This is a genomic window from Allochromatium humboldtianum (genome assembly GCF_013385175.1).
Taxonomy (GTDB): domain Bacteria; phylum Pseudomonadota; class Gammaproteobacteria; order Chromatiales; family Chromatiaceae; genus Thermochromatium; species Thermochromatium humboldtianum.
On record NZ_JABZEO010000002.1, the window covers coordinates 225,630 to 240,508 of the forward strand.

The 14,879-nt window shown below is 61.1% G+C and carries 15 protein-coding genes, 2 tRNA genes and 2 pseudogenes; 9 read left to right on the forward strand and 10 right to left on the reverse strand.

Translation table 11 applies throughout. The features are described 5' to 3' along the window. Positions 1-25 precede the first annotated feature (25 nt). The gene (locus tag HW932_RS03565) at positions 26-781 is read right to left on the reverse strand and encodes a glutaminyl-peptide cyclotransferase (protein WP_176975116.1); all 756 of its coding nucleotides are present in this window, start codon (positions 779-781) and stop codon (positions 26-28) included. Then, entirely contained in the window at positions 778-2,796 is a 2,019-nt protein-coding gene (gene uvrB, locus HW932_RS03570) for an excinuclease ABC subunit UvrB (protein WP_176975117.1), read from the reverse strand. The genes HW932_RS03565 and uvrB overlap by 4 nt, the downstream gene beginning before the upstream one ends. Positions 2,797-2,939: 143 nt before the next feature. On the opposite strand from uvrB, the gene HW932_RS03575 reads away from it, so the two are divergent. Together HW932_RS03575 and HW932_RS03580 are read left to right on the forward strand one after the other, a co-directional pair. Beyond that, complete coding sequence (locus HW932_RS03575) at positions 2,940-4,130, forward strand: pyridoxal phosphate-dependent aminotransferase (RefSeq protein WP_176975118.1); 1,191 nt, start codon at positions 2,940-2,942, stop codon at positions 4,128-4,130. A gap of 41 nt (positions 4,131-4,171) precedes the next feature. Beyond that, positions 4,172-4,247: transfer RNA gene (locus tag HW932_RS03580), tRNA-Asn, on the forward strand. Positions 4,248-4,323: 76 nt separating this feature from the next. On the opposite strand, the pseudogene HW932_RS22160 reads toward HW932_RS03580, so the two are convergent. The 5 genes and pseudogenes from HW932_RS22160 to HW932_RS21755 all read right to left on the reverse strand — a co-directional run. Then, positions 4,324-4,404, reverse strand: a pseudogene (locus HW932_RS22160) (PD-(D/E)XK nuclease family transposase); the annotation flags it as partial. A 9-nt stretch (positions 4,405-4,413) separates the two neighbouring features. Then, positions 4,414-4,920, reverse strand: a complete 507-nt coding sequence (locus tag HW932_RS03590) for a GNAT family N-acetyltransferase (protein WP_176975120.1) — start codon at positions 4,918-4,920, stop codon at positions 4,414-4,416. After that, entirely contained in the window at positions 4,917-5,195 is a 279-nt protein-coding gene (locus HW932_RS03595; protein ID WP_176975121.1) for a type II toxin-antitoxin system TacA family antitoxin, read from the reverse strand. Before HW932_RS03595 ends, HW932_RS03590 begins: the two co-directional genes overlap by 4 nt. 249 nt (positions 5,196-5,444) lie before the next feature. Continuing rightward, positions 5,445-6,383 carry an Rpn family recombination-promoting nuclease/putative transposase gene (locus HW932_RS03600; RefSeq protein ID WP_176975122.1) on the reverse strand — a complete coding sequence of 313 codons (939 nt, stop codon included), beginning with the start codon at positions 6,381-6,383 and terminating at the stop codon, positions 5,445-5,447. Between the two features lie 61 nt (positions 6,384-6,444). After that, a pseudogene (locus HW932_RS21755) lies at positions 6,445-6,997 on the reverse strand (PD-(D/E)XK nuclease family transposase); the annotation flags it as partial. A 63-nt stretch (positions 6,998-7,060) separates the two neighbouring features. On the opposite strand from HW932_RS21755, the gene HW932_RS03610 reads away from it, so the two are divergent. Beyond that, a protein-coding gene (locus HW932_RS03610) for an IS3 family transposase (protein WP_425485087.1) occupies positions 7,061-8,229 on the forward strand; the annotation gives its coding sequence in 2 pieces (ribosomal slippage) (positions 7,061-7,331 and positions 7,331-8,229; 1,170 coding nt in all). Positions 8,230-8,250: 21 nt separating this feature from the next. After that, positions 8,251-8,691: a hypothetical protein gene (locus tag HW932_RS03615; RefSeq protein ID WP_176975124.1), complete on the forward strand. Its 441-nt coding sequence runs from the start codon at positions 8,251-8,253 to the stop codon at positions 8,689-8,691. A 9-nt stretch (positions 8,692-8,700) separates the two neighbouring features. Here HW932_RS03615 and HW932_RS03620 read toward each other — a convergent pair whose 3' ends face one another. Then, entirely contained in the window at positions 8,701-9,870 is a 1,170-nt protein-coding gene (locus HW932_RS03620) for a glycosyltransferase 87 family protein (RefSeq protein ID WP_176975125.1), read from the reverse strand. Positions 9,871-10,170: 300 nt separating this feature from the next. On the opposite strand from HW932_RS03620, the gene HW932_RS03625 reads away from it, so the two are divergent. From HW932_RS03625 to HW932_RS22090, 5 genes are all read left to right on the forward strand, one after another. Beyond that, positions 10,171-11,118: a lytic transglycosylase domain-containing protein gene (locus HW932_RS03625; RefSeq protein ID WP_425485089.1), complete on the forward strand. Its 948-nt coding sequence runs from the start codon at positions 10,171-10,173 to the stop codon at positions 11,116-11,118. 143 nt (positions 11,119-11,261) lie between these two features. Beyond that, entirely contained in the window at positions 11,262-11,585 is a 324-nt protein-coding gene (locus tag HW932_RS03630; RefSeq protein ID WP_176975127.1) for a nucleotidyltransferase domain-containing protein, read from the forward strand. Further along, positions 11,569-11,790, forward strand: a complete 222-nt coding sequence (locus tag HW932_RS03635; RefSeq protein WP_176975128.1) for a hypothetical protein — start codon at positions 11,569-11,571, stop codon at positions 11,788-11,790. The genes HW932_RS03630 and HW932_RS03635 overlap by 17 nt, the downstream gene beginning before the upstream one ends. A gap of 367 nt (positions 11,791-12,157) precedes the next feature. Beyond that, positions 12,158-12,364, forward strand: a complete 207-nt coding sequence (locus HW932_RS03640) for a hypothetical protein (RefSeq protein ID WP_176975129.1) — start codon at positions 12,158-12,160, stop codon at positions 12,362-12,364. A gap of 108 nt (positions 12,365-12,472) precedes the next feature. Beyond that, entirely contained in the window at positions 12,473-12,562 is a 90-nt protein-coding gene (locus HW932_RS22090) for an FAD-dependent monooxygenase (protein WP_343046953.1), read from the forward strand. Between the two features lie 182 nt (positions 12,563-12,744). On the opposite strand, the gene HW932_RS03645 is transcribed toward HW932_RS22090, so the two are convergent. Beyond that, positions 12,745-12,820, reverse strand: a tRNA-Ile gene (locus HW932_RS03645). A 46-nt stretch (positions 12,821-12,866) separates the two neighbouring features. Then, entirely contained in the window at positions 12,867-14,735 is a 1,869-nt protein-coding gene (rpoD, locus tag HW932_RS03650) for an RNA polymerase sigma factor RpoD (protein WP_176975130.1), read from the reverse strand. Positions 14,736-14,879: the final 144 nt, after the last annotated feature.

Genomic DNA, 14,879 nt, shown 5'->3' on the forward strand with positions numbered 1-14,879 from the left:
GGCGCTCTGCCTGGCTTTTTTGCGCTCAGTCGACCTGGATCTCGTAGAGTCGGGGCCAGTATTTGCCGGTGACGAACAGCCGGTCGGTCGCGGCGTCGTGGGCGATGCCGTTCAACACCGCTTCCGAACTCACGCGCTCGCTGGCCGGGTAGAGCGTCGTCAGGTCGAGCACGGCTGTCACTTGGCCGCTGTCGGGTGCGATTCGCACCAGATGATCACTGCGCCAGACGTTGGCCCAGATGGCGCCATTGATGTATTCCAGTTCGTTGAGCCTGTGCACTGGGCGCTTACCGGCGCGGACCTTCACCCGTCGCACGACGTTCCGGGTCTCGGGATCGAGAAACCGTAGCTCGTCCGTGCCGTCGCTCATGATCCAGTGCTGTCCATCCTGGGTCAGACCCCAGCCTTCGCCGGTATAGCTGAAGGTTTCCAGTCGCTCGAAGGTCTTGGCGTCGTAGATGATTCCGAGCCGTTCGCGCCAGGTCAGTTGCACCAGACGTCCGCGCCAATCCGTGAGGCCCTCGCCGAACAGATTGGGGGCTAGCCGGATTTCCTGCTCCACGCGCCCGGTCTCCAAGTCGACCCGGCGCAAGGTCGAACGGCCATAGTTGCCGGTGCTCTCATAGAGCTTGCCGTCGATGAAGATCAAGCCTTGGGTGAAGGCGCTCGGATCGTGCGGATAGCTCGCTACCACCCGATAGCCGAGTACTGTTGCTGAGTCGGCTAAAGCGACACCACACCACAGCATCAACAGCGCGACCAAACCGAGTCCCGACTTCATGCGGCCAGTCCTCGCGCCTGCAACTCGCGGATCTGGTCGCGAATCGCCGCCGCCTCCTCGAACTCCAGATTCTTAGCGTGCTGGTACATCTGCTTTTCCAGCGTCTTGAGACGCTTGGCCATCTGCTGGGGCGTCAGTCGACCGTACTCGGCCACCTGCTCGGCGACCTTGGCATATTCGCGGGCCTTCATCGGCGCGCCGGGTGTGTGGGCCTCCAGAATATCGGCGACCGCTTTGCGGATGGTCTGGGGCGTGATGCCCTGAGCTTCGTTGGCCGCGATCTGTTTGGCACGTCGCCGCTCGCTTTCCTCAATCGCGCGCTGCATCGAGCTGGTGATCCGGTCGGCATAGAGAATCGCCTTGCCGTTGGCGTTGCGCGCCGCGCGGCCGATGGTCTGGATCAGCGAGTCGGTCGAGCGCAGAAAGCCCTCCTTGTCGGCATCCAGGATCGCCACCAGCGACACCTCGGGCATGTCCAGCCCTTCGCGCAGCAGATTGATGCCGACCAGCACATCGAAGGCGCCGAGCCGCAGATCGCGGATGATCTCGACCCGCTCGACGGTGTCGATGTCCGAATGCAGATAGCGCACCTTGACGCCATGCTCGTCGAGATACTCGGTCAGATCCTCGGCCATGCGCTTGGTGAGCGTCGTCACCAGCACCCGTTCGTCGGCGGCCACGCGCGGGCCGATCTCAGACAGCAGATCGTCGACCTGACTGAGCGCCGGGCGCACCTCAACCTCGGGATCGACCAGCCCGGTCGGGCGCACCACCTGTTCGATGACCGCGCCCGAGTGCTCGATCTCGAAGGCGCGCGGCGTGGCCGAGACATAGATGGTCTGCGGCTGGCGTGACTGGAACTCCTCGAACTGGAGCGGGCGGTTGTCGAGCGCCGAGGGCAGCCGGAAGCCGTAGTTGACCAGATTCTCCTTGCGCGAGCGGTCGCCGCGATACATGCCGCCGAGCTGGGGCACGGTGACATGGCTCTCGTCGATGACGAGGATCGCATCGGGCGGCAGATAGTCATACAAGGTCGGTGGCGGCTCGCCCGGCTGACGCCCGGAGAGATAGCGGCTGTAGTTCTCGATGCCCTGGCAGTAGCCGACCTCCAGCATCATCTCCAGATCGAACCGGGTGCGCTGTTCGAGTCGCTGGGCCTCGACCAGCTTGTCGTTGGCGCGCAGCCAGTCGAGTCGCTCCTTGAGTTCCGGCTTGATGAGATCGATGGCCTGGAGGATGGTCTCACGCGGGGTGGCATAGTGGGTCTTGGGGAACACCGTGTAGCGCGAGACCTGCCGCCGCACCTCCCCGGTGAGCGGATCGAACAGCGACAGCGTCTCGATCTCGTCGTCGAACAGGGCGATGCGCAGCGCCTCGTCGTCGGACTCGGCCGGGTGGATGTCGATCACGTCGCCGCGCACGCGATAGGTGCCGCGTGACAGCTCGATCTCGTTGCGGGTGTATTGCAGCTCGGCGAGCCGGCGCAGGATGGCGCGCTGGTCGATGCGCTCGCCGCGCTTGAGGATCAGCACCATCTTCAGATAGGCCTCGGGATCGCCCAGACCATAGATGGAGGAGACGGTGGCGACGATGATGACGTCGCGCCGCTCCAGCAGTGCCTTGGTCGCCGACAGACGCATCTGCTCGATGTGCTCGTTGATCGCGGCGTCCTTCTCGATATAGGTGTCGGTCGCCGGGACATAGGCTTCGGGCTGGTAGTAGTCGTAATAGGAGACGAAATACTCCACAGCGTTGCGCGGGAAGAACTCGCGCATCTCGCCATAGAGCTGGGCGGCGAGCGTCTTGTTGGGCGCGAGGATGAGCGCCGGACGCTGCACCTGGGCGATGACGTTGGCTATTGAAAATGTCTTGCCTGATCCCGTGACACCGAGCAGGGTCAGACCGGCCTCGCCGTCGTTCAGGCCCGCGACCAGACGGCGGATGGCTTCGGGCTGGTCGCCGGCCGGGGCGAAGGGACTGACGAGTTCGAAGGCGGGACTGGAGGGGTTGGACATGCCGGGAAACCTCGGGGACGCGCACGACGGACGCGGGTAGGGGAGAGACGTTCGATTCGAGTGTCGGACAGCGGACGATTCGCTATTATTGTGGGCCTCCAACCACGAATCCAGCCATCAGGGCCATCCAGGTACTTTCGTCCATGACCACCAAGCTCGCTGCCCGCGTCCAGGCCGTCAAGCCGTCCGCGACCCTTGCCATCACCGCCCGCGCCGCCGCGCTCCGTGCCGAGGGCCGGGATGTGATCGGTCTCGGCGTCGGGGAGCCGGACTTCGATACCCCCGAGCACATCAAGGCCGCTGCCGTCCGCGCCATCGAGTCCGGCTTCACCAAGTACACCGCCGTCGACGGCACGCCGGATCTCAAGCGCGCCATCATCGCCAAGTTCCAGCGCGAGAACGGGCTGGACTATGCGCCGAATCAGATCCTGGTCTCGTGCGGCGGCAAGCAGAGTTTCTTCAATCTGGCGCAGGCGCTGCTCGATCCGGGTGACGAGGTGGTGATTCCGGCGCCCTATTGGGTGTCCTATCCGGACATGGTGCTGTTGGCCGGCGGCGCGCCTGTGTTCGTGCAGGCAGGGGCGGCGCAGTCGTTCAAGATCACCCCGGCCCAGCTCAAGGGGGCGATGAACGAGAAGACGCGGCTGGTGGTCATCAATAGTCCGTCCAATCCGACCGGGATGGCGTACAGCCGTGAGGAGCTGGAGGCGCTCGGCGAGGTGTTGCGCGATTTCCCGAAGGTGATCATCGCGACCGACGATATGTATGAGCATATCCGTTGGAGTTCGGCGCCCTTTGTGAACATTCTGAATGCCTGTCCGGATCTGGCGCCGCGCACGCTGGTGCTGAACGGGGTGTCGAAGGCGTATTCGATGACGGGCTGGCGGATCGGCTATGCGGCTGGACCGGCGCACATCATCAAGGCGATGAATACGATCCAGTCGCAGAGTACGTCCAATCCGACGTCGATCTCGCAGGTGGCGGCGCAGGCGGCGCTGGACGGGCCGCAGGAGTGCATCGGGGTGATGCTCAAGGCGTTCATGGAGCGGCACGATTTCGTGGTCGAGCGGCTCAACCAGATTCCGGGCATCGAGTGTCTGCCGACCGATGGGACGTTCTATGTGTTTCCGAAGGTGCAGAAGCTGATCGAGGGTCTGGATGGGGTGAACAACGATCTGGAGCTGGGCGAGTATCTGATCGAGAAGGCGGGCGTGGCAGTGGTGCCGGGGTCGGCGTTCGGGTTGGGCGGCTATCTGCGGCTGTCGATCGCGACCAGTCGCGAGACGCTGGAGCGGGCGCTGGATCGGATCGAGCAGGCGGTAAAAAACGCTTGACGCAGGTCGGGTAGGGCCGTATCATGCGCGGCTCATGACATTCCCTGGTAGCTCAGTCGGTAGAGCGGGTGACTGTTAATCACTAGGTCGGCGGTTCGAGCCCGTCCCAGGGAGCCAATAAAAGAAAGGGGTTACCAATATCACTTGGTAGCCCCTTTTTCTTTTCCGGCGTTTCGTCGCCGTCTGGTTGCCGTTCGCCTTCGGTGAAGAATTTCAGCCAGCGATCCTGCTCGGTTTGGACGGCGTCGGCGTGGAATTTGTTCAACTCCAGCAGCCCCCAACTTCACCCCTCCAGTAACGCCTTGAGATCCTTGAGCATCAAGAACAGGTGGTAGGGATCGGTCGGGCTAGGCTCGAATTCCCAAGACTCGTACCACTGCCGCGCTGCCTCATCCTTGGCATGAACCAGCAGGCAACGAATGCCCGCAATGTCAGCAGCCTGTGCGGTGCGCAGCAGCGCGTCCTTGAGCAGCGCCTTGCCCAGGCCTTGTCCCTGGTGATCACGATCCACAGCCAGCCGTGCCAGAATCATGACCGGCGCCGGATGCCGGGCCAAGCCCTTCATGACGCGTACTGGAGCGTCCTCCGGATCAACACTTCCGACCGCCAGACTGTAGAAGCCCACGACCTCGCCGCTCAGGCAGCACACGTATGTCTGGGCGCTATTGGCCTTCTGGTTGACGAGCGCGTAGCGTTGCAGGAACTGGTTAAGCGGCGGTTGCCCGCAGTCGAAGCCTTCCGTCGAATCCGCAGGCGCGAGCTTGCGGACCAGTTCATACGCTGCACTCAACCCAGAACTCCGGGTTCACTGAGCAGTTTCTTCAGGCGCGGCTTGGCTTGCACGGGGCGATCCAGTGCTTGCTGAAAGGCCTGCCACTGGTCATCGCTCAGCTCAAAGCGACGACGATCTGACAGTGCCTGGTTGGCGGCGATCACCCCAGCATCCAGCAGGAATTCGCTGACGTTTTTGTGGCAAGAGCGCGCGGCTTCCTGCAGCAGCTGCTTGACAGCGCTGCTGGCGCGGACATCGATCCGTTCGGATTTGGAGAGGTTCAAGGTGCCCATGGAAACTCCTATGTTCTGAAATGACTCCCATCATAGGCGTCCGGATGATGTCCGGACAAGTCAAATTTGTCCCGCGACACGCAACAGTTACTGCATTCGTAATCAAGAATGGAAGACCAGGCAAGGCGATATTTGCCATCGTTCCTGTGGCTTGCGGATCAGGGCATGATTTTTTCAACCGCAGGTGTGCTGGCCTATGGCCAAGCATAGGCGAGTGTCGTTACAAAGGCGACTGAAGCAGCACAGCGATCAGTGGGTGCGGGTCTGGTCTTGCAGTTGTGCTTTGAGGCGCGCGATTTCGGCCAGAGCCGCTTCTTTCTCGGCCCGTTCCTGTTCCTTCGCGGCTCGTTCCTGTTCCGCCCGAGTCTGCGCCTGTTCCTTCGCGGCCCGTTCCTGTTCCTTCTCGGCCTGCACCTGTTCCTTTTCGGCCCGTGCCTGTTCCAAGGCGGCCCGTTGCTGTTCGGTTTCGGTCTTCAGCTCATCCAGGTGGCGCTGGATGCCGCGTTGCTCGCGCAGGTAGTTCTGACGGGCTTGGTAGGCGTGATAAGCGCGGTCTTTGTCGGAGAAGGCTTTCAGGGTGCTCATGGCTTGCCTCATCTCGTCGGTGTGCATCCAGGTCGGCAGGGCGCCGGGGTCGAGTCGTTCGCCTTCGGTGAAGAATTTCAGCCAGCGATCCTGCTCGGTTTGGACGGCGTCGGCGTGGAATTTGTTCAGCTCCAGCAGCCAGATGCCGCCGTGGTCGAGCAGCAGGCGTCCGGCGCCGTCGCGCAGGCGGAAGTCGTGGACGAACTCGGGGCGCTCCTTGGGCAGCAGGTCTTCGCCCAGCAGCCAGATGGCGTAGGTGGGTTTGAGGGTGCTGTAGTCTTCGCCGCTGTGGAGTTGGCTGCTGTAGAGGTCGGCCCAGGTGTAGAGGATGCGCGCGAGCAGGTCGCGGTTGGCGAGCAGTTGGATTTCGATCTGGTGCAGGCTTCCGCGCTGGTCGCGCGCCTTGACGTCGACGATGCTGAGTTTGTCGTCGAGGAATTCTTTGTCGTTGTAGGGGTTGAGGATCTCAACCTCGGTGATGGGGGCGGGGAGGGCCGGGCCGAGGATGGCGTTGAGGAAGTGGATCAGCAGGGCGCGGTTGGACTCCGAGCCGAGCAAGGCCTTGAAGACGCAGTCGATCTTGGGGTCGATGGGATGGCTCATGGTGGGAGTCTAGTCAGGATCAGGGCGGCCTGACAATCCGTTATATGGTCCGTCCCTGTTTTCACGGCGCATTCTGCCGGGCGTTAACCGTTGGGCGATCAGTGGGTGCGGGTCTGATCTTGCAGTTGTGCTTTGAGGCGTGCGATTTCGGCCAAGGCCGCTTCTTTTGCAGCCCGTTCCTGTTCCGCCCGAGTCTGCGCCTGCTCCTTCGCGGCCCGTTCCTGTTCCTTCGCGGCCCGTTCCTGTTCCTTCGCGGCCCGTTCCTGTTCCTTCTCGGCCTGCGCCTGTTCCTTTTCGGCCCGCGCCTGTTCCAGGGCGGCCCGTTGCTGTTCGGTTTCGGTCTTCAGCTCATCCAGATGGCGCTGGATGCCGCGTTGCTCGCGCAGGTAGTTCTGGCGAGCCTGGTAGGCGTGATAGGCGCGGTCTTTGTCGGAGAAGGCTTTCAGGGTGCTCATGGCTTGCTTCATCTCGTCGGTGTGCATCCAGGTCGGCAGGGCGCCGGGGTCGAGTCGTTCGCCTTCGGTGAAGAATTTCAGCCAGCGATCCTGCTCGGTTTGGACGGCGTCGGCGTGGAATTTGTTCAGCTCCAGCAACCAGATGCCGCCGTGGTCGAGCTGAGGTAGCCTGGAAACAACGGACACTTCCACTTGGGATAGAGTACCGAGCGGAGGTACCGAATGAGCAAGAATCAGAGCTACTCGGCGGAATTTCGGGCCGAGGCCGTGAAATTGGTGTTGGAACAAGGGCTGTCCCAGCCAGCGGCGGCCAGGCGGCTATCGATCCCGAAAGGCACTTTGGGAAACTGGATAGCGGCGGCCAAGACAGCTCCAGCGGGAGCCGGGGGCGCTGCCCCAGGGAGTCGGTCAGTTGGGGAATTGGAACATGAAATCGCTCGTCTACGCCGAGAGTTGGCCGAGGCCCGGATGGAACGCGACGTGTTAAAAAAAGCGACGGCGTACTTTGCCAAGGAGTCGCTGCAAAGTACGCGTTCATGAAGGCTTGGCGAGGCCTGTATCCCATGCCCCTGATGTGTCGGCTGTTGGAGGTGTCACGGAGCGGGTTTTATGCGTGGCTCAGGCGAGGACCATCGCGGCGTCAACGCGAGGATGAGCGCCTGAGGGTGGCCGTGCGAGCCGCCCATCAACGCACCCGTGAGACCTACGGGGCGCGGCGGTTGCAGCCTGAACTGGCCGCAGAGGGGGTTGTCGCCGGGCGCGATCGTATTGCCCGACTGCGTCGCGAGATGGGGCTGAAGTGTAAGCAGGCACGCCGTTTCAAGGCGACCACGAACTCCAATCATACGTTGCCAGTCGCCGAGAATCGACTCGACCAGGAGTTCAGGCCGGACGCGCCCAATCAGGTGTGGGTCACGGATATCACCTACATCCCGACCGGCGAAGGATGGCTGTATCTGGCGGGCGTGAAGGATGTGTATACCTGCGAAATCGTCGGCTATGCCATGGGCCCGCGCATGACCCAGGATCTCACCGCCACAGCGCTACGCCGAGCGATACAGCGCAAACGACCGTCACCCGGGCTGATTCATCACTCCGATCGTGGCAGCCAGTACTGCGCCCACGACTACCGGAGCCTGGTCGCACAGTTCGGATTGCGGGCATCCATGTCGCGGCGCGGTAACTGCTACGACAATGCGCCGATGGAAAGCTTCTGGGGCAGCCTGAAAAATGAGTTGGTTCACCACCACCGCTTTGCCACACGCCGCGAAGCCCAGGGCGTGGTTCAGGAGTACATCGAGATCTTCTATAACCGCCAACGGCGCCACTCGCGCCTTGGCTATTTGGCTCCGGCCGTGTTCGAGCAGCGTTATTACGAACAGGTCGGATAACTGGAGTGGACGTGTCCGTTATTGACAGTACACCTCACTTTTGGCGATATCAATTTTGAAATCAACGGCTTCAATATGATCTCGTTAGCCGGTTTGAGTCGCTGGATTTCAAACCATGTGTTGGGAGACGGAACGGTTGGAGTCGTTTGGGGCTACTGGCTGTCTGCGATAGGCTTGCTTCTGACTTCTTTTTATCTGAAAAAAGATGATCGGCGATTTTTTCTGACCCCTTACTTTATACTTCTTTTTTCTCCGCAGACACTATTTTATGACTTCGGATTGGCTGTGTTTTTTTTCATGGCGAAACTGAAGCCGAGTTGTGGGAAAGACTTTCTGATCCTCGCCGCTCTTTGGATTGGTTGCAGCCTGGCTATTTCCTGGAGGAGCGAACTTGATTTTCCGATTTTTATACTCCCATTTTTGGCGCTTGTCTGGATGACGCTTCACAGTAAAACAATTTGAAAGAAACCATTAGCCTGTACTTCGACGCATCCCTGTCCATACCAGCAGCAGGACAGTCATCCATCCGAACGGGATATCTGTCATCTCCGTCAATGGGCGCCAAGCAAATGGTGTCAGCCAAGCAAACGCCAAAATACTGATTTCCCAGCTCAGGAAGCCGCGCTGCAATCCATCGGCGACGAGCGCCGCCAAGGCAAGCCCAAGCACGGTTGCATCATAATCGAGCGCCAGGGGAGCGACCAACAGGGTGCCCGTCGCCAAAACCGCTATCTTCACCAAATACGGAGCACCGCCACGCCAGATCCACCAGACCGCCAAAGCGACAATCGAACCAACCGCGATCTGAAACATCCAGGCGGTATAAACGGATGCCCCCAACAGGCGTGCCGCTGCAAAGGTACTGATCATCTTATGCCAGGGGACGAGTCCCTCCTGGAGCATTTGCAGCGAATAGCCGGATTTAGCCAAAAACGCTGACCAAACCTCGGTCCCCCAAAGCATCCAAGTCAGCATGGCTGATGTCATTACAGTCAAAGTGGCGCTGAGGATCGCTCGCCAGTAGCCGGCGGCGGCCAAGGCGAGCGGCAAGAGCAGCCCAAGCTGCGGTTTATAGACCAAAAGCCCCAGAAGCACCCCGCCCAGCCAAGGGCGTTTGGGTACCAGCATGAGTCCCCAGCCCAGCAACGCAGCGGATAAAAACCCATTTTGGCCATGTCCTAAGTTGATGAACGCCGCCGGGAAAGCCAGCATCGCCAGGAGTGCCCGCCGGTCCGGCAAGAGACGCCACAGGGCAGTCAGATAACCAAGCCAGGTCAGGGTCGACCAAGCGAGTAACGACGGCAGATAGGACAGCATCGCAAGCGGTGCGACGACCAGGAAAGCCATCGGGGGATAGAGCCAGGTGTAAAGAGGAGCATCCGGACCCGCAACGGATTGTTCGATGGCCATCAGGGCGCTGTGGTCGTAAGCGGCTTCGGGCCGACCCTGCCAGAGTAGATTGGACGCGGACCAGAAGCTCAGAAAATCCGTCCCCAAGGGTTTCCTTGCCGCGTCCAGCGTGCCAGTGCGAAAAACGACGACTATTAGCGCGATCGCCACGAATACGGCTAGAAATAGCCTTGGATAGACCCGAAGGCGACTGGTTGTGACCCATTCGCCTGTTTTCAAACCCTTGATCACGACTTCAGCTCCAGATAGATTCGGCTTCGAAGGCTAGGGATGCAACGGTGCCGTAAGGGTGCTGCCGGCTCGATATGGCAGAGTCGGGCCAGATCGGAAGCCATACGCTCTGGCTGTTGGGTTACTGGAAAGCGTGTATCATACCCCCACAAGATATCCGATGGAGCTGGAGGACAGCTTGTGGCAATTTTCCCTCCCACACGAACGTTCCGGCGATGCCACCAAAATAAGACGCGAGTGTTCGAGCGGGCTATAAGCTTGATTTGCATTGGGATCGCCCTATTCGGCTTGCCTATGGCCGTGCTCGCCACATCCTCAAGTGCAAGCACTTCAGACGATCCTCTGAACTCCAACAACCCCGCCGTCCTGCTCGACTGGGGTCAGCGCCACTTCCACGGCGTGCGCGCCACCCAGAACATCGACCGTGCCGTCCAGTTCTATTGCGCCGCCGCCCGACTCGGCAACGCCGAGGCACAGTATCGTTTGGGTGACATCTATGCACGCACCCTGCTCGGAAAACGTGACGAAGTCCTGGCCGCCGCCTGGCTGCTGAAAGCCGCCGCCGGCCAATACAGCGCCGCCAAGACCCGGCTCAAGGACTGGGATCTCAGCACGACCAGCTTCCCCGCCGACCCCGACTGCGTCACCCGCGAACACATGGTCGCCCGCACCCTGCCATCCGCCCGCCCGACCAAGCCCGCCAAAGCGCCCAAACCCAAACCAACCGCCGCCCCCATCCCCAGACTCGCACTCGACACCCCCGACCGCCGCGAGATCGAACGCCTGGTCCGAACCCTCGCCCCACGCCATCGACTCAACCCCGACGTCGTCCTCGCCGTCATCCAGGTCGAATCCAACTTCAACCCCAAGGCCCAATCCCACAAACAGGCCCAGGGCCTGATGCAACTCATCCCCGACACCGCACGCCGCTTCGGCGTCGCCGACCCCTGGGACGCACGTCAGAACATCGACGGCGGCATGGCCTATCTGCGCTGGCTGCTCGACCACTTCAACGGCGACCTGCGTCTGGCCCTGGCCGGCTACAACGCCGGCGAACAGGCCGTGCGCCGGCATGGCGGCGTGCCGCCCTACAAAGAGACCCAAGGCTATGTGCGCAAGATCGCGCGCGTGCTCGGCGTCAGCGAAGAGGGCCTGGCCGCTGTCCAGACCACCCACGCCCCCATCGACGCCGCCAGCGCCAGCCAGAGCGAGACCGATTGGGCACGGCGGTTCTTCACGCCGGGCTGATTCACTCCCGAGGTAGCCATTCATCATGCAAGCGATCGAATTTGAAGCCATCGCACAGCAGCACATTATGCAAATTCCGGATCAAGTACCGGATGGGGTTCGGCTGCGAGTCTTGATACTCCTGGAATGTCTGGAGCAGAGCCATGGTTAGTCAGCAAACCATCGAATCAGCGGTGCACAGACTTGTGCAAGCCGCACATTCACCGCTCAAAGTCATTTTGTTCGGCTCCTATGCCAGGGGTAATCCAAGAGACGATTCAGATCTCGATGTCTTGCTCATCGAGACAGAGATCCCATCACCGGCCGAAGAATATAGTCGCTTGCGTGGCGCTATCGGCCAGATCGGTATCGGCGTCGATTTGTTGTTATATGATCAGCAGGAATTCGAGCGCCGCCGCGACTGGCAGACATCCCCCGCTTACGATGCCGCACGCATGGGAAAGGTGATGTATGAGCGCGTTGCTTGAAGAGGCTAAACAGTTGATCACGGCCGGCGAGCGCGATCGGATCTCTTTTCAATTATTGCAGCAAACAGGCCAGGCTCCGCACGAAACCCTGGGTTTTCTCGCTCAACAAGCCTGTGATAAATTCATCAAAGCCATGATGGTGCTCAGTTCGATCACCGTTGTCCGAACGCGTCAACTACCCCGCCCTGAAGGGCGGAGCTTGTGAGAGCAAGCTGGGTTGACCAGCCTCAGCCCGCCTGACCAGGAGGGTCGAAAGGGGCTACGTGTGCCACAGGTCGCCAAGACTCACCGGCGGATGCTTCCTCAGTCCGCCGCTCTGAAAGGTCAGGATCATGCAGGCGAAAGGTAAAGCGTCGAAGGTCTTGATCGCCGCGCAAGCGGGAGCCGGTGGCACACATTGGCGAGGGGAGCGTGTGGCGTCGTGAGACGCTGCACCGTCACCAGGCCCTTACGGGCAGAGCCTCACGGCCCGGCAGGTGGAAAGCCTGCACCTGTTTCCGGCGGCTGCACGGTCGTAGCCGCTATCCCTCCCCGCCCTGAAGGACGGGGTTTCTCGCGGAGGAACTGATGACTTGGAATATCTCGTGGAATTGGCCGAGGCCGGAGGTCTGAGCGTTCCGGTTCCGACACCTCGTCTCAGACAGCTCAATCCCTACGCGGTCGTCTTCCGTTATGAAAGCTCACAACGAGAATGGGTGAACGAGACGGAAGCCGCCAATATGGTCGAGGTTTTGTATCGCTGGGCACAAGAGACGATATCCGCACATGACGCCATCTGAGCAAAATCAACCCGTTTGCCCTTTCTCGCATCAATCGAAAACACAGGCAGTTGCAGGCGCTGTCATACAGCCTTTTGCTACCGGGATACGGCATCGGGCGGGCCTGGAGTGAAACAGACGAAGACCTCGGCCATCATCATCGGCGGCGGTCCCGCCGGTCTGACCGCCGCCGATGAACTGGCGCGAGAAACGCCCTGAACTCTTCAAAAAGCGCGTCTACAATCTCCGGGGACTTGACAGTAGTGCTGTTGGCGCTCGTCGATGGCGCGCAGATCGAGGATCAGGTGTTTGCCGCTGAGACGCTCGGGGGTCATCAAGCACGGGTTGAGCAGATTGAATGCTAGACGAAGCCCATAATCGCTTCGCTTTCAAGAGCTGAGTGGTGGGCCGTGTAGGATTCGAACCTACGACCAAGGGATTATGAGTCCCCTGCACTAACCGCTGTGCTAACGGCCCGAAGAGCAGTGATGGACTGTTGCGCCCTCCCTGGCGCCAAGTCCGATCATTCGTTGTCGAGGAAGCTGCGTAGTTTATCCGATCGCGTCGGGTGACGCAGCTTGCGCAGCGCCTTGGCCTCGATCTGGCGGATGCGCTCGCGGGTGACGTCGAACTGCTTGCCGACCTCTTCGAGCGTGTGGTCGGTGTTCATATCGATGCCGAAACGCATCCGCAACACCTTGGCCTCACGCGAGGTGAGACTGGCGAGCATATTCTGCGTCGCCTCGCGCAACCCCTCAGCCGTCGCCGAATCGAGCGGCGAGATCACGCCCGAATCCTCGATGAAGTCGCCCAGATGCGAGTCCTCGTCATCACCGATCGGCGTCTCCATCGAGATCGGCTCTTTCGCGATCTTCAGCACCTTGCGCACCTTGTCCTCGGGCATGTCCATGCGCGCGGCCAGCTCTTCCGGCGTGGCCTCGCGACCCATCTCCTGGATCATCTGGCGCGAGATGCGGTTGAGCTTGTTGATCGTCTCGATCATGTGCACCGGAATGCGGATGGTGCGCGCCTGATCGGCGATCGAGCGCGTGATCGCCTGCCGGATCCACCAGGTCGCATAGGTCGAGAACTTGTAGCCGCGCCGGTATTCGAACTTGTCGACCGCCTTCATCAGACCGATGTTGCCCTCCTGGATCAGATCCAGGAATTGCAGCCCGCGATTGGTATATTTCTTCGCAATCGAAATCACCAGACGCAGATTGGCCTCGACCATCTCCTTCTTGGCGCGCCGGGCCTTGGCCTCGCCGATCGACATCTTGCGATTGACTTCCTTGATCTCGCTGATGGTCAGAATATTCTCGCGCTCGATGTCCTGGAGCTTGCGCTGGGCGCGCTGGATGTCGGGCGCCAGCGCCTGGAGACGCGCGCTGAACGGACGCCCGCCGGCGATCAGGCCGTCGAGCCACTCGGGGTTGGTCTCGTTGCTGGGGAAGGTTTCGATGAACTCCTTGCGCGCCATGCCGGCCTGCTCGACGCACAGGCTCATGATCGCGCGTTCCTGAGCGCGGATACGCTCGATGGTCGCACGCAGGAGCTCGGCCAGTTCCTGGAACACGGGCGCGACCAGCTTGAACTGGAGGAAGACCTCGGAGACCGACTGCATGGCCTCGCGCGAGCGCTCGTCGTCGCGGCCATGCTCTTCGAGCGCGGCCTTCAGGGTCTGATAGCGTTCGCGCAGCAGGTTGGCGCGGCGCGCCGCGTCCTCCGGATCCGGGCCGGTATCGACCTCGACGGCGGTGTCGTCGTCATCGTCGCTGTCGATGTCGGCGGCCTCGACGTCCAGATCGGCCTTGTCGGCGTCCGCGTCGCTCTCGCTCGCGGCCTGGACATCGGTCGCCAGGGTCTCGTCAGCCTCGGCGGACTCGTCGTTGAAGCCCGAGATGACGTCGGTCAGACGGGTCTCTTCGCGATCGACACGGTCGAAGATCTCGATCAGCTTCTCGATCGAGCGCGGATAGACCGACAGGGCGTTGAGCACCTGATTGAGTCCGTCCTCGATGCGCTTGGCGATCTGAAGCTCGCCCTCGCGGGTCAGAAGCTCCACCGTGCCCATCTCGCGCATGTACATGCGCACCGGGTCGGTGGTGCGTCCGAACTCGCTGTCGACGCTGGCGAGCGCGGCGGCGGCGGCCTCGGCGGCCTCGTCGTCGGAGACGGCGCTGTCGCTCAGGGTGTGATCGACGACATCCGGGGCGGTCTCCTGGACCATGATGCCCATGTCGTTGATCATCCTGACGATGTCTTCGATTTGGTCAGTCTCGACGATGCCGGGGGGGAGATGGTCGTTGACCTCGGTGTAGGTCAGATAACCTTGTTCTTTGCCCTTGGCGATCAGTTGCTTCAGTTGAGACTGCTGCTGTTCTTGATCCATGGGGTACCTTAGATCTGGGTGCGGCCAAAGTCGGCTCGAAAGCGAACCACGCAGTTTAACACGAGAATTTTCGTTATGTCGATGTAGCGGCTCGGCAGGCTGTTTGTGTCTATCCTGGCCATCGGCCCGATAACCAAGTGCTTC